At 41.0% G+C, this 15470-nt stretch carries 10 protein-coding genes; 6 read left to right on the top strand and 4 right to left on the bottom strand.

Features of this window, described 5'->3' with window-relative positions; all coding sequences use genetic code 11:
- Window positions 1-34 precede the first annotated feature (34 nt).
- The 6 genes from tnpA to BM156_RS03625 all read left to right on the top strand — a co-directional run bounded on the left by tnpA (window position 35) and on the right by BM156_RS03625 (window position 6650).
- Window positions 35-469: an IS200/IS605 family transposase gene (gene tnpA, locus BM156_RS03645; protein ID WP_093918449.1), complete on the top strand. Its 435-nt coding sequence runs from the start codon at window positions 35-37 to the stop codon at window positions 467-469.
- A 187-nt stretch (window positions 470-656) separates the two neighbouring features.
- Window positions 657-779: a hypothetical protein gene (locus BM156_RS20860; RefSeq protein ID WP_262987302.1), complete on the top strand. Its 123-nt coding sequence runs from the start codon at window positions 657-659 to the stop codon at window positions 777-779.
- Between the two features lie 238 nt (window positions 780-1017).
- Window positions 1018-2646, top strand: a complete 1629-nt coding sequence (locus tag BM156_RS03640) for a site-specific DNA-methyltransferase (protein ID WP_093918448.1) — start codon at window positions 1018-1020, stop codon at window positions 2644-2646.
- A 3-nt stretch (window positions 2647-2649) separates the two neighbouring features.
- The gene (locus BM156_RS03635) at window positions 2650-3327 is read left to right on the top strand and encodes a DUF3800 domain-containing protein (RefSeq protein WP_093918447.1); all 678 of its coding nucleotides are present in this window, start codon (window positions 2650-2652) and stop codon (window positions 3325-3327) included.
- Window position 3328: 1 nt separating this feature from the next.
- On the top strand, window positions 3329-3829 hold the full coding sequence (locus tag BM156_RS03630; protein WP_093918446.1) for a hypothetical protein: 501 nt from the start codon (window positions 3329-3331) through the stop codon (window positions 3827-3829).
- A gap of 151 nt (window positions 3830-3980) precedes the next feature.
- Window positions 3981-6650, top strand: coding sequence for a DEAD/DEAH box helicase (locus BM156_RS03625; RefSeq protein ID WP_093918445.1), 2670 nt, complete (start codon window positions 3981-3983; stop codon window positions 6648-6650).
- 112 nt (window positions 6651-6762) lie between these two features.
- Here the strand turns inward: BM156_RS03625 and BM156_RS03620 are convergent, their stop codons facing one another.
- The 4 genes from BM156_RS03620 to BM156_RS03605 all read right to left on the bottom strand — a co-directional run bounded on the left by BM156_RS03620 (window position 6763) and on the right by BM156_RS03605 (window position 15314).
- A complete protein-coding gene (locus tag BM156_RS03620; protein ID WP_093918444.1) occupies window positions 6763-7674 on the bottom strand; it encodes a DUF6263 family protein in 912 nt (303 codons plus the stop codon).
- Window positions 7675-7857: 183 nt separating this feature from the next.
- Entirely contained in the window at window positions 7858-9771 is a 1914-nt protein-coding gene (locus BM156_RS03615) for a sulfatase family protein (protein ID WP_212733399.1), read from the bottom strand.
- Window positions 9772-10033: 262 nt separating this feature from the next.
- Window positions 10034-11872, bottom strand: coding sequence for a RagB/SusD family nutrient uptake outer membrane protein (locus tag BM156_RS03610; protein WP_093918442.1), 1839 nt, complete (start codon window positions 11870-11872; stop codon window positions 10034-10036).
- Between the two features lie 40 nt (window positions 11873-11912).
- A complete protein-coding gene (locus tag BM156_RS03605; RefSeq protein ID WP_170846848.1) occupies window positions 11913-15314 on the bottom strand; it encodes a TonB-dependent receptor in 3402 nt (1133 codons plus the stop codon).
- Window positions 15315-15470 lie beyond the last annotated feature (156 nt).

The following is a 15470-nucleotide window of genomic DNA, read 5'->3' as shown; positions in this document are numbered from 1 at the left end:
ACCAATCGGGCTTTAGCCCACAAACCCCACAATTATGTCATTTATAAGAGTCTGGCTCCACGTCGTTTTTGCCACCAAAAACCGATTTCCCTACTTCAACCAAAGTAATAAATGGGAAATCATAAATCACATAAAATCCAATGCCATTGAGAAGAACATTTTCATTGACCACATTCATGGAGGCAACGAGCATTTGCACTGTTTAATATCTTTAAATGGAGACCAAAGTATATCTGCTGTAATGCAATTAATCAAAGGAGAATCTTCATTTTGGATTAATAGAAATAAACTGGTTCAAGGAAAATTTCGGTGGGCAGATGATTTTTATGCTGTCAGTGTGAGCGAATCACAGATTGAGAAAGTCAGACTTTACATCAGAAACCAGGAAGAACATCACCGCAAACGTTCATGGGAGGAGGAATGTGGTGAATTTATGCAGAAGTATGGTTTTACAAAAAGTTTGGGCTAAAGCCCATTATACGTATTACTGCAAGCGCCCTGCCCTAAAGGGCAGGGTTACTGAATCCCACGTTCCCTGTCCCCCGGATTCATCTAACGGGAATCAAAAGACTCCATCATTAACCCCCGGATTTATCCGGGTGAACACAGGACACCATAAACCAACCGGGCTTTAGCCCACAACAAGAACAAGGCCCTTGAAACATAACCAACAGTACAACAACACCATCATTAACCCCCGGATTTATCCGGGGGAACACAGAACACCATACACCAACCGGGCTTTAGCCCACAACAAGAACAAAACACTTCAAACATAACCAGCAGCACAACAACATCATCATTAACCCCCGGATTTATCCGGGGGAATGCAACTCAAGATATGAAAATCGGGCTTTAGCCCACAACAAGAACAAGGCCCTTGAAACATAACCAGCAGTACAACAACACCATCACTAACCCCCGGATTTATCCGGGGAAAATCCGAGGGAACAGCCCAAAACTTTTAGTTATCTTTGAACATCAAAATAAAGAAACAGACACCCAAACGATACACACATGCCAACCTTACATTGGATCGGGAAAGAAAAGGTGATTAACCACCACCTGGAGGTCCCCTATAAAATACTGGAACACCAATACAGCTTTAACTCCGCTACCGATAATGAACCTAAGGAAACCACCGGATTACTGAAAGCAGGAAGCAGCGGTGCCATTATTCACGGCGATAACCTGGAAGCGCTGAAAGCCCTGCTGCCCGAATACGAAGGCCGCATTAAATGCATATACATTGACCCACCCTACAACACCGGAAACGAAGGCTGGGTGTACAACGACAATGTAAACGACCCCAAAATACGCAAGTGGCTGGGCGATGTGGTGGGCAAGGAAAATGATGATTTAACCCGCCATGACAAATGGCTTTGCATGATGTATCCTAGACTTAAATTACTCCATAAATTATTAGCAGATGATGGAGCTATATTTATTTCCATTGATGAATTTGAACATGATTATCTACATCTTATAACTGATGAGATATTTGGAAGAAACAATAGAATTCAAACTTTTATTTGGAAAAAAACCTACGGTGGAGGAGCTAAAAGTAAACATGCTGTAAATCTGCATGAATATGTTTTGTTTTATGCTAAAGATATTTCTAAGATTGAAACTTTAGAACTCCCCCCAGACGATTCAATTTTGAAGTATTACAAATTTAAAGATGAAAAATTCGAAGAAAGAGGTCCATATAGATTGCAACCGCTAGCCACAAATAGCATGGATGAAAGACCGAATCTACGATATCCGATTATTTATAATGGCGAAGAGATTTGGCCAGATAAGCAATGGCAATGGAGTAAAGATAGAGCCTATAAATCACTGGAAAATAATGAGCTTTCAATTGAAAAAAATGAAAAATCCGGTAAGTGGACTATTAATTATAAGCAATACCTGAAAAATGAAGAAGGAGAAGCAAGAGGCAGGAAAATTTATTCGATAATTGAGGATTACTATACTCAGCATGGAACAAATGAATTGACGTCAATCTTTGGTGAAAAAACATTCAACTTCCCCAAACCTACTAATTTAATTAGAACCTTTATTGAATTAGCTACTACACAAGATTCCATCATCCTCGACTCTTTCGCCGGTTCGGGCACCACGGCCCATGCGGTATTAAACCTGAACAAGCAGGATGGGGGAAACCGTCAATTTATTTTGGTGGAGATGGAAGACTATGCCGAAAGCATTACCGCCGAGCGGGTACGCCGGGTAATGAAAGGCTATGGCGAAGGCAAAAAAGCAACCGAAGGCACCGGTGGCCGTTTCGACTATTACACCCTGGGGCAGCCCCTGTTTTTGGAGCCCGAAGTACTGAACGAAGCCGTTCCCCTTGAAAAAATACGCGAATATGTATGGTACTCCGAAACCCGGATGAGTTACGAGCCACAGCCCGCAAAAAGTGAGGAGAATGAGCACTTTTTAGGGCTACATAACGAAACGGCCTACTATTTTTATTATTTTAAAGACCGTTTAACAACCTTGGACGACCGCTTTCTGCGCACGCTAAGAACCAACGCCGGGCAGTACATTATTTATGCCGACAACTGCCTGCTCGACAAAAAGCTGATGCAGAAACACCAAATCGTCTTTAAAAAAATACCACGGGATATTACACAATTTTAAAGCATGGCACTAAAAACCTTCAATATTTATTGTGATGAAAGTTGTCATTTAGAGAATGATCACAAACGGTATATGCTCCTTGGCAGTATTAGCTCAGCCTATAATCAGGTAAAACGGCATACTGAACGAATCAACAACCTGAAGCGAAAGCATCACTATTTTGGTGAAATCAAATGGTCAAATGTTTCCAATTCGCAGCTCCAGTTTTATAAAGAGCTGGTCGATTATTTTTTTGATACCGATTTACGATTCAGGGCAGTTGTTATCGATAAGTCAAAAGTTAATAATGAAGACTTCCAACAAGACTTTGATACGTTTTACTACAAAATGTATTATTATCTGCTTAATCACAATAAAAATAGTCAATATGCCTACAATGTTTATTTGGATATAAAAGACGACTTGAGTGCCATCAAAGTACAAAAACTAAAAAAAATCCTGAATACCAAATTTGGAGTCTTTCGGAATATTCAAAATATCCGTTCACATGAAAGTATTTTATTGCAATTAACTGATTTTATTATGGGCGCACTCTCCTATAACTTGAATGATGAAAATCAAAAAGTTATTGCCAAACGGCAACTGATTGAGCGCATCAAGAATCACGCGCAACAAAATTTGAAATGTTCTTCCGACTATAATTCATCAAAGTTGAACCTATTCTTTATTGAACTTCAATAAAATGCCACTTAACTTACTTAAACAATATAATACTCTATTGGATTTCGGCGGCTTTAATCCGACACAACGCAGATCATCATTAAAAGGTGTTTTTAACCGGGATATTGCAAACAACCCACACTTCCATTTTCGGGAGAAACCAATTAACCCGACTCCTAAAGATGGCGAAATCCCAATGGAAACACTTTTCACCCATTTAACTACGATAACAACAGATAAGCAAACCAAGAAACGGGAGTATGATCATGACCGGTCAGTTCGCTTACACTGGATCAAACACCATATTGATGAGAAAAAGAAGAATGATATGTTGATATTCAGTAGTAAGGACAAAGCAGGAGGAAGAACATACATTTATGACAGAAGAGAATTTTACGTGATTGTACTAGAACCATTAAGAAAAACAGATGAATATTATCTTCTCACCGCTTATCATTTAAAAGGCAGAGACCGATTTAAAATTGAAAAAAAATATAAAAGGAGGCTAGATGAACTCTTATAAAAGCAAAAAACGCAAAGCTTCGTGGCCTGCGTTTTTCGATTTCCTTCCTCCGAACGGTAGGATGAACTCGTTGCAAATATATCATATTTGATACACACGATGCAAATTTTAGCCTGATAATCTTATAATCATACTCTAAATATAACATACCTTGGAATTAAAACCTTACCAACAGCAAGTCATTCAACACCTGGAAACATTCCTGGAATATCTAAACCAATTCAGAAGCCCGGCCAAAGCCTTTAACCAATACTGGGAAGACCAGGTAGGCAACTATCAGGTTATGCTTGACGGTTCCACAGTCGGGATGCGACCATACAAAGACAATATTCCGGGGGCTACCCACATTGCTATGAAAGTGCCCACAGCCGGAGGAAAAACCTTTTTGGCTTGTCAGGCAGTCCACGCCATTAGCAAATCATTTGATGCTTCGAAACCCAAAGCCGTCGTTTGGTTAGTCCCTTGGTCAAACCTGTTGCAACAAACCGCAGGTAATTTGTCCAATCCTATCCATCCTTACCGCGAAAAGCTCAATTCCTTATTTGGCAACCGGGTCGAAGTTTATGAGAAAAGCCAACTGCTGCAGGGAGCAGGCTTCAACCCCAGCTCAGTGCAGGAACAACTCAATATTTTCGTATTCAACTTTAGCAGCTTGCGCATCAACTCGCGCAAGCAAGACGACCGGAAAATCTATCAGCAAAACGGTGCCCTTGGGCCATTCCGGAATTTGGTTGACCCCGAACTGGTTCTGCCAGATACTGATGAGACCGCTTTGATTAACGTGATTCGCTCTCTCAACCCCATTGTGATTGTTGACGAAAGCCACAATGCCGAAAGTGACCTAAGTGTAGAAATGCTCAAAAACTTAAATCCCTCATTTATTCTGGATTTAACGGCTACACCCAAGAAAAACAGCAACATCATCAGCTTTGTCAATGCCATGGCTCTGAAAAAGGAAAGTATGGTCAAACTACCTGTTATTGTCTATAACCACCACAAAAAGGAAGAAGTGATTACGAGCGCCCTTCACCTTCAACGGCAGCTCGAACTACAGGCTATGGAAGAAGAGAAAATAACGGGCAAATACATCCGTCCAATTGTCTTGTTTCAAGCGCAATCCAATATCAGAGGAAAAAATAACACCACCTTTCAACGAATCAAAGAACAATTGGTGCAATTAAAAATCCCGGAAGAACAAATCAAAATCAAAGTAAGTGGTTTAGATGAGCTAAAAGGGATTGACCTGATGACAAAAGACTGCCCCGTTCGTTATATTATTACTGTCAATGCTCTTAAAGAAGGCTGGGACTGTCCATTTGCCTATATCCTGGCCTCATTGGCTGATAAGTCGTCGGCAGTTGATGTGGAGCAAATTTTGGGCAGAGTACTACGCCAACCCTATGTTAGCCGTCATCAAAAGCAGATGCTAAACTTATCGTTTGTACTGTCAGCTTCAGCCAAATTTCAGGCTACATTGGACAATATTGTAAAAGCTTTACAAAATTCAGGTTTCAGCCGCGATGATTATGTGGCAGAAGAAGCTCCCGAAGAAAAACTGACGGATGATGAAATCCTACAGCAAGAACTTTTTGACGAGCCAAAAGAAAATAACGAAGGAAAAAACCAGGAGGAAATTGATATTAAGGCCATTGATTTCGACCCCGGAGTTGAATTAACAACGGATGAGATTGGCAACACCAATTCTGCAGTCAAAGAAATTACCAAAAAGGCAGAAACAGAAGGGAGCTCGTTTGAGAAAAAAGCAAACGAGTACTCGGAAGATAATGCAGACTATCTACAACGCGAAATGGGAAAACAACCTAAACCATACAAGATTGAAACTCAATTTCAATCATTAGCTGAAAGCATTCAAATCCCACAATTCTATCGCAAGGTTCCGAAGGAAGAACTGCACGATACCATTCTATTTGAAGAATTAGCTCAGGAAGATCAACTACTTACTCGAAATAGTTTGTTGGATGGGTTTAAACTTTCGACCAAGAGCACGGATATCGATTTTGACGATACCTCTACAGAAGTATACCAAGTTGATTATAATGAACAAAAACAAACAGCTACAAAAGATAAGGTTTCCAGTCGGGCAAAAAAAGTTCTTGTTGAAACAATTCTATCTAAACCTAAGGATAAGCAAATTAGGGAAATTACAAAATTGATTGTTGGAAAACTAGGCGATATGACTCCTATCTCGCACGAGGACATTACCAAATATGTAAACCGTGTCTTTGACAACCTGAGTAACGATCAAGTGCGAGATATTATCAGTAACGAATACATCTATATCTCCAAGATCAAATCAAAAGTTCGAGAACTAGAAGCTGAGTATGCCAAAGAACAATTTTTAAAATTGCTGGATACTAACCACATCTTTGTCAAACCTGGCTTTAAATTTAGAAAAGAACTTACCCATGTCTCGCCAAGTTCTCCAATCAGTAAATCATTGTATGAGCGTGAAGGCTTCATTAATAATTATGAGCAGGAAGTAATTATGAATATTGCTGCACTTGATAACGTGTTGTTCTGGCATCGTAACCTCGAAAAGGGTAAAGGATTTGCCCTGAATGGGTTCGACAGCAAGCATTATCCCGATTTTATTGTTTATACGCAAAATGGCAATTTGATCTTAATTGAAACAAAGGGTGACCATTTAGATAATGAGGAAAGCCGTGCTAAAAATACCTTAGGGAAACGATGGGCTGAAAAAGCAGGAGATAAATATAAATACTTTATGGTTTTTCAAACAAAGGAAGTTCCTGATACTTATACCGCAAAAACAATCATTGATGTTATTAGGATGCTCTAGGGAAGCGAGCCACTATTTGCCCCAAGTAGCGTTACAAGACACATGCCGTAAGGTATAAAAAAGACGCTTTCGAGTTTATTCGAAAGCGTCTTTTTTTGCCTGTGTTAATCGGCTATTTCTTGGTTACTTTATAGCTAACTTCTGAAACAATCTTCATCGGCATCTCCATTGGATCTCCAGTTTGAGGATTCGTCATTTTCATCAACATATCCAAATCCTGAACCATTGTGTTCTCCCGGGCCATTCCATCATCTGTATTCACCAAAATGGTTCCTTGCTGAGTTCCCTTTGTAGTCATGTTCATCGTCATCCCTTGTTGATCAATATCCTGGTTCATGTCTAAAACGGCATCGAGCTTAATTTCGGCTTGTTTTCCTTCCACATCAATTAACTCATACTCTAACTCCATATTCATATTCATCAATGCCGGCACACTAATCACATTATTCCATTTATCTCCTTTGCTAACTGCTTCTTCTGGCAAATAACTGAAATTCGATTCCATGGTTTGTTTAAACGCCTTATCATCAGTAAACATGGGTAAGATGTTTTTCACCTGCTGATCTCCGCCAGTCAAGGTGTTCAAATATTCTTCAATCCCTTCTACATCAACGATTTTCCCTGTGGGGGTGAGCTCCATCTGAAAGCGGGCATCGGTAATCCCTTTAAAAACACTGTGAAAAGGACTGGAGTCATCTGGTGATTCAGAGTCATAACTCATTGATTGGCCCATCGCATCCATATCCATTTTAAAACTGGAATAATTGTAGCTGACAATAAAATTTCCATCGTCCGTTAGTTCATCCACTTTCATGACCATGGTCATATCCATCACCTGTTTCATTTCATTCTGCTGTCCCATCACCGACTGCTGAATGTTATTTTCCATACGCATAGCCATGGTGTATGCTTCACCCTGCTGTAGGTTCAACCTCAATAATTGCTTGGGACCTGCAAAAATCAAGCTGGTTGACAACGAAAGAATCAGTGCAATTGAGATTGTAAGTAAACGTTTTGTTCTCATTGAGTTTTTGGTTTTTAATCGATAGTGTTAAAGTAATTTGTCTCGTAAATGGCGTTCATTACTTCATTGTAAATAGAACAATCCAAACCATTGGATCTTCAAATATCTAATTTTTTCATAAACAAATAACACATTAAGCTAACTGCTATACGACACTTACCCTTTTTCGAGCTCAACTTAATGCTACTCGCTATACTTCATATTATTCGGCACAAGCCCCATACTACCCAAAAAATCCATGCAGGCAGCTTTTACATTATACGTTCGCCCCGACATTTCATGGACAGCCCGGATCGTCTCAACAAAAGGATCTTTATTTGTTGCATAAAGCAAATAATTTATCGCCATCAGGGAAATATCCAAGTTCTCATCAGCACAAAATCGTTTCAGCTTCTCCTCGGCATCCTTATTTCCAAACTCCTCAAAAGCAATTGCCGAAGCAGTCACCGAAACCGGAGGATATGGATCATCCATTGCCTTTTCGATTGATGTTTTAAACGGACTTAAATCATTGGCATGTTGGCTGCATAAGCCGACAATTCCCCAATAACGCACAAGCTTATTCTGCTCTGAAAGTAAGCCGACCTGCTTTTCGGTAATTTTAGGACCTCTAAAGCCTGATAAGGAAGCTGCTTCATACACATTAAAGATTGGATAGTTCTGATCATCCAAGCGGAACTCATAAGGGCTTGTTGTTTTCGACACGAGTGCTAATTCATACTCCGGGAGCAGCAACACATCACGTGCTCCAAGAATTTCTTTTTGGAGCTGAGCTCTCATTTTTTCCAGGATCTCTTTTGAATTTGGATCATTCACCAGATTTTTTGTTTCCCAAGGATCATTCTCCACATTATAAAGATATTCGGCTGGCCTTTCTAAAAATAAGCTCTTTTGCAAAACATTCAGTTTATCCTCAGCCAGGTCTTTGCGCATCTGCTGCTTGATCTCTCCTATTTCCATATAACGGATATAGCGAAGCTCAGGCATAAAAGGCATGAAATTGCGCGAATAAACATACTTCCCATCCGTTACTGTTCGCACCAAGTCAATTCCGTTATCGGAGCGGTCAGCTGATAAAACCAAGTGATCCGCAGGCTTCGATCGACGCTCGCCCATCAAAATCCGGCCATCCAAATGATCGGGAATTTCGCCACCGGCAAGACTGATCAGCGTTGGAGCCAGATCTTCAAAATCAACCAACTCGCTACTAACCACACCTCCTGTCCCCCATGGAGACAAATGTTTATACATTTCAGGAAACCAAATGATAAACGGAACCCGGTAGCCCAAATTAATTCCATTGGTCTTCCCCCGAGGTATCCCTTCTCCATGGTCAGCATAAAAGAAGATTATTGTACTGTCTCGCAGATGATCCTGCTCCAGCCGATCAAGCAGTTGATCGATCTTATTATCGGTTAGTTTCAATGAATTATAAACCCGGGCAACTTGCTTACGCATCGCTGGGCTATCCCGATAAAACGGAGGCATCTCAAACTCACGATCGCCAATTTGGTCCTCTTCGTCAAGTTGATCCAACACCTTTTCCTGATACCAGGAAAAAGGAAAAGTCATGGTTCTTGATTGGTGAGAATCCACAAAATTGAAAACAGCAAAAAATGGCTGGCCAGGCTCACGATTCCACCAGCCTGCATTTTCCGAGCTTTCATCCCAAGCTTCCTTTGTGAATTCTCCAGCATTTGCAATATTGTAATCCGTCTTTCTATTATTGCTTGTATAGTAGCCAGCCTGTTTCAAATAATACGGAAACCCTTTAATTGAATTCGGAAGTGGGTATTCGCTACGATGGTTTCCCGTTCCTGTTTTATATGTTTTTACCCCGGTAATAATACATGATCGACTAGGAGAACAAACCGTCCCAGTTGAAAAGGCGTTGGTAAATCGCACCCCATCCTTTGCCAACTGATCAATGGCCGGTGTTTTTGCATCTGCATTTCCATAGCATCCAATAAATTGAGGAGACGTATCCTCGATTGTTACCCACAAGATATTCGGAGTTTCAGTCATTGACTGCTGAGCAACAGCAATCCCTGGCAATAGCAAGGCTCCTGTCAGGCAAATATTTTCAACCAGTTTCATTTTAAGCATTTTCTTATTCAACAAAAATTAATAAAAGTTTTGCTATAACCAGTATTCGTTGGCGGAGAGTCGTAATTTGATTCGAGCATATCGAAAACCAATACAGCGAATTTCAAAGATCTATTTTTTGGGAAGGAAATATAGCATGAGACATGCTGCTATATGACATGAATGGCTGACAACGACGATAGCTTTCTCGATCGGAAGGAAGGTAAAACAAACCGGGGAGAAATGCTCATTTCTCCCCGGAACTAAATGCTGTTTAATAGCCTGGATTTTGATCCAGTTGTGGGTTTTTATCTCTAGAGGTTGTTGGGATTGGCATTAACATTAACCGATCATCCCAAACTTTGTTAGCACTCTTGTTTCCTACAGGGTCATAGCTCTGTCCCTGCATAACAACGCTGGCAGCTTCAGTACCTTTTACGCCCCCATTTCGTGAAGGATCTTCGTACAAACGAATGTCGAAATAACGAAGGCCCTCACCGGCCAACTCAATGCGACGCTCTCTACGAATAAAGTTGATGGCTTCATCTTTCGCTAAACCAGCAGGAACATTGGGCATTCCACAACGAGCTCTCAATTTATTCAATTCCGCAGTCACACTGCCGTCATAACCTGTTGTTTGGGTGTGAGCTTCGGCATAAATCAATAGCATTTCAGCCAAACGAACCACGTGGAAGTCCGAGCCACTCATGTAGTAAGCGTCACCCCAAACGGAGACAAGATCATCGCCACCGCTCATTTTCCGGAATACAAAGCCTGTTTGTCCGTAGTTATTGATACTATGAATGTACTCGAAGTATTTATCCTCAACCAAGGTATTGACAGCAGAATAAGGAAAGACAATAGAGGCATAAAGCCGGCTATCGCGGTTTTTAAACTGCTGCATGTAGTCTTTCTCTGGAAGTTGATCGATCACTTGAGCCACTGCATCACTAAACGAAATGTTGTCCTCAACCTGCTCTGGGTCATTGTCCGGACCAGCTTGAAGTGCACTAATCTCTTCGCGCAAAGCTTTGTAAGCTTCAATTCGACTATCAACCGATCCCAAAGATGGAGCATCTTGCCCATTAACTTCCCAATAGGAATCAACCAAATCCTGAATTGGAGCAATCGTTGCCCAGCCATGTTTTGAAGTAAGATTAGGCGACAGGAAAGAAGTTACCCGGTTGAAATCACCGTATTCTTCAGTTGCATCGTACTCTTTTGAAATAATCGCTTCGCTGTTGTAGTCAACGTTCCAAATATTCTGGTAGTTGAAAATTCCTTTCAAAAAAGCCTCTTCATCAATGCCGTAAGCATCAAAATCAATCAGTTGCTTGAAGAAGTCAGCATCTTTCTGCATTTGATCAGATAGCTCACCGACTTCAAACAGCGAATAACCGCCATTGTCAATCACATACTTAGCAGCTTCTTCTGCTTCGGCATAGTTGCCAAAATAATAAGCAGCTCTAGCTTTCAAAGCCATAGCCATGGCCTTGTTGAAACGTGCTGGGTCATTTTCTTCCGGAAGATCCTGGAAGGCCGCATCATATTCATCCAAAATCCAAGAGCGTACTTCATTGGCTGGATCGCGTTTAAGTCCGTCTTCGAAATTATTATAAACAGAGTCAACCAAAGCAACATCGCCATAAAACAAGGTCAAATCCATGTAAGTCCAGGCTCTCATCACCCGCGCTTCAGCAATGTACTTCTTCTTTTGCGTTGCATCCATCTCATCAAAAGATCTCAATTTCTCGATGAACAGGTTACAAAAACGAATGGATGAATAATCGTTTCCACGGTCACCATAATGTCCCCACTCGCCATAACCAAAGTTCTCAGAGCCAGACACGGTGTTGGACTGAACCAAAGCACCGTTGCTATCCCAATAGTTTCGGGAGTAGCCATTATCGGCATAACCGGCAAAAAAGACCACATCAGAGCCTGATATTGTTGTATAAATTGAGTTCCTAAGTTCTTCAACCTTCGAAGCATCAATCTTTGAAGGATCCAAAGATCCCTGCGGAGTTTTATCCATAAAATCATCGGAACAGCTTACCATCATAAGCAAACTGAAGCAGCCAATAATTGAAAATATAATATTACGTCTTATCATTGTTCTTGCTTTTAATTTGAGTTTACCAATTTCTCGTTGTTTAGAAAGTGATTGAAACACCTGCAGTGAATGTTTTCATTCCAATTTGAGCACCACGTCCTGAGCTACGCTCCGGATCAAAATCTTTCATTCGTTGATCACCACGAATCGTAAACAGGTTGTCTCCTGAAATGTAAACTTTCGCTTTTTGTAGTCCAGCTCTTGTAACCAATTGCTGAGGGATTTTATAGCTCAGCGTAATGTTTTTCACCCTAAAATAAGAAGCGTTAAACAACCAGTAAGATGAAGCAATACTGTTGTATTTATAACGATCATCGGTTTCTTTAAACAGCTTGGGATAGTGTGCGCCCTGATTCTCTTCAGTCCAGTTATTTAACTGCCATTCACGTGGCACAGAGCTGTTAAAGAATGCCTGAGATGCTTCATTATCCATATATACTTTAACACCGGTAATTCCCTGACCAATAGCCGACAGGGTAAAGTTTTTATAAGATACATCAAGGTTCACTCCATAAGTGAAATCAGGAACATCGTTTGCCACAATGGTGCGGTCTTTCTCATTGATCACGCCATCAGCTGCATCAGGAACGCCATCGCCATCTGTATCTTCAGTCAGTTGGTCAACAAACTTCACCATTCCTGCTTCAGGCACCTGCTTGCCGTAAGGAACAACATTCCCATTAGCCACATCATCAGTTGAGTACAATCCATCAGCTTCATACATAAAGAAGCTACCAATTGATTCACCTTTCCGAAGAACAAAATAACCGTCAGGAGGTAACTGATTGACGTTGTCTCCCAAATTAACAATCTCATTCTTGTTCTTCGAAGCGTTAAATCCGACAGAGTAACTTACTTCGCCAACCTGGTTGTTGTGGTTCACGGCAAACTCGAAACCCCTATTGCGAACCTCGCCAACATTACGAGCTGGAATACTCTCCTTGCCAATTCCAGTTTCAACGGCAATATCATTGGCCCGAATCAAAATATCTTCAGTTAATCGATTGTAATAATCAGCCGTTACTGAGAACATCCCATTTAAAACCATGAAATCGACACCAACATCTGTAGTGCTTGTAGTTTCCCAAGTCAGGTTCTCATTTGCAATGCGGTCTTCAACTAAAACAGGAACTACCCCACCACCAATATAGCCGGTGCCTCCTGATGCAAAAGTTGAATAAGTATCGTACAAGCCAATGTTGTTAATGTTTCCGTTTTGTCCCCAAGAAGCCCGCAATTTCAAGTTGTCAATCCAATTAACATGCGACAGGAATTGCTCCTCATTAACGCGCCATCCAACTGAAGAAGAAGGGAAGAATCCCCAGCGTCCTTCTTTTGCAAAACGAGAAGAAGCATCAGCTCTAAAGTTGACCTCAAACAGGTAGCGTTGTTTGTAATCGTAGGTAGCACGACCAAAGTACGACAAAGTGCTTTCTTCCAGGAAGTCATCGCCCAATGCAAAGTTACCATCAACCTTATTGGTCGTAATCTGATCATCCGGATCGGTAGAACCTCCTGAAATCGCATTCATATCGTTGCTACCAAAATTCTTACGTCCTACCTTCAACCGTTTACTGGTGTAGGTATCAGCATGCATACCAGCCATTAAACCAACACCATGCACGCCATCAAAAGTATTGTCGTAATTGATCCATCCGTCATAAATCAGTTTTTCAGAATAGCGCCAATCCATATTCATTTGGTTGACCTCGGAAGCTGTTCCCGAAACGATTCCAGCTGAAGGATTCAAATGGTTTGGCACACCATCCTTTTTACTTTTGAAAGAAAAATGACGATAATCCCAGTAGCGATAACCAACCTGGTTGTTGATTCGAACATTTTTGAACGGCTTAATAACCGCATTCATTGTTCCCAAAAAGTGCTTGGTATCCGTGTTTGCTCTTCCATCTTCTTCCAGTGTACGTAATGGGTTCGCATTGATTTCGGCAGTTGTTGCTTCACGTGCATTTCGAACAGATCCCCATTCTCCATTCGTGTGTCTGGCGACTTGCGTTGGAGGTACCCTCAAAAATTCAACCAGCGCGGCAGCTCCCTGCTCCCGCTTGTATTTTTTATAAATGAAATTAATATTGGAAGTTACCTCCAACCAATCTTTTAAGTCTGCTTTCGTTTTTGAAGAAAAGTTGAAACGTTCGTTGTTTTCTCCCGGAGTCAAAGACTCATCATTCATGTATCCCAACCCAAAAATGTAGTTTACTTTTTCACCACCTCCGGAAAGGTATAAGCTGTGCTTCGTAAAAGCAGCCTGCTCATCCAATACCTCATCAAACCAATTGGTATTTGGGTATAAGTCTGGGTTACTGCCTAAGCGGTATTGCTCCACATCATCAGAGCTAAACCGCAGTCCATCTTCCGTACTTCCGGAGTTCAACTCCGAAGTCCGATACATCTCCGCATATTCCCAAGAGTTTAACACATCGGGAATATAGGTTGGTTTCTGAAATCCAAAGGTTCCGTTGTAATCAATTTTCAACTGTCCCTTTTCTCCTTCTTTCGTTGTCACCAACACCACACCATAGGCGGCCTTTGAACCATAAATAGCTGCAGATGAAGCATCTTTCAAGAACGAGATATCCTTAATAGCTCCTGGCTCAATGTTTTGAAAGAAGTCTGAACTAACTTCAATTCCATCGACAATGTACAGAGGCTCTGAAGCTTTCAGGTTACCACGTCCGCGAATGTTAATTGAGGTACTTCCCGGACGAGAAATAATGGTTACCCCCGGAATTGTTCCTTGCAATGATTTCAACAGGTTTTCTGTAGGCCGGTCTTCAATGATTTTGGTATCCACTGTTGCAACCGATCCGGTGAGGTTTACTTTCTTCTTCACCCCGTAACCGATGGCTACCACCTCATCCAGCCCAATGGTGGAAGTTCGCAACTCGATGTTCATAACTCCACGTCCGTCCCACTTAACCTCCTGAGTTTCCATCCCGATAAACGAGAAGACCAAGGCTTTTGAGTTTGCAGGAACATCCAACGAAAATTTACCATTCACATCTGAAATTGTACCAGTCGTTGTTCCTTTTACAATAATTGATACTCCCGGTAAAGGAAAGCCTTCTTCATCAGTAACAACACCCGTAACATTTCGACCTTCTTGCTGATTCAAAACGCCATTATCCTGAGTAATGATAATATTTCGCTCAATCATCTTGTAAGAAAGCGGAGAGCCTCCAAGCAACATTCCCATTACTTCTGAAATACTGGCATTACTCACCTTAATGGTATGCTTTTGCTTTAAATCCAGCTGGTCATTATTAAATAAAAAGCCCAGTTCTGACTGTTCCTCGATTTCATTGAACACCTCAATAATTGATGCGTCTCTCAAGTTAAGATTAAGCTTGAGCTGCTGCGAATAGCTATTCGCAGCAGACAAACTTAACACAGTCAGTAGTAAACAAAGAGTAGTAAGTTTCATAATACGCATAATTTGCCTAATCCCAGACTCATAAGAATCTGGGGAAAAAAAAATTTTCTTCATAAATTTGTGTTTATTGATTATAGCATGTACTTATAAATGTGCTTTAAAACGGGTGTTAGGCTGCAATCCTGCACCCGTTGTTTTATTCTCGCC

Origin of the sequence: Sunxiuqinia elliptica (assembly GCF_900113005.1) — a bacterium.
In the GTDB taxonomy this organism is placed as follows: Bacteria; Bacteroidota; Bacteroidia; order Bacteroidales; family Prolixibacteraceae; genus Sunxiuqinia; species Sunxiuqinia elliptica.
This window is presented reverse-complemented; position numbering and strand designations above follow the sequence as displayed.

Excerpts from the sequence above, each read along its gene's own strand:
- tnpA (WP_093918449.1), top strand. The coding sequence starts at position 35 with ATGTCATTTATAAGAGTCTGGCTCCACGTCGTTTTTGCCACCAAAAAC.
- BM156_RS03640 (WP_093918448.1), top strand. The coding sequence starts at position 1,018 with ATGCCAACCTTACATTGGATCGGGAAAGAAAAGGTGATTAACCACCAC.
- BM156_RS03635 (WP_093918447.1), top strand. The coding sequence starts at position 2,650 with ATGGCACTAAAAACCTTCAATATTTATTGTGATGAAAGTTGTCATTTA.
- BM156_RS03630 (WP_093918446.1), top strand. The coding sequence starts at position 3,329 with ATGCCACTTAACTTACTTAAACAATATAATACTCTATTGGATTTCGGC.
- BM156_RS03620 (WP_093918444.1), bottom strand. The coding sequence starts at position 7,674 with ATGAGAACAAAACGTTTACTTACAATCTCAATTGCACTGATTCTTTCG.
- BM156_RS03615 (WP_212733399.1), bottom strand. The coding sequence starts at position 9,771 with ATGAAACTGGTTGAAAATATTTGCCTGACAGGAGCCTTGCTATTGCCA.
- BM156_RS03610 (WP_093918442.1), bottom strand. The coding sequence starts at position 11,872 with ATGATAAGACGTAATATTATATTTTCAATTATTGGCTGCTTCAGTTTG.
- BM156_RS03605 (WP_170846848.1), bottom strand. The coding sequence starts at position 15,314 with ATGAAACTTACTACTCTTTGTTTACTACTGACTGTGTTAAGTTTGTCT.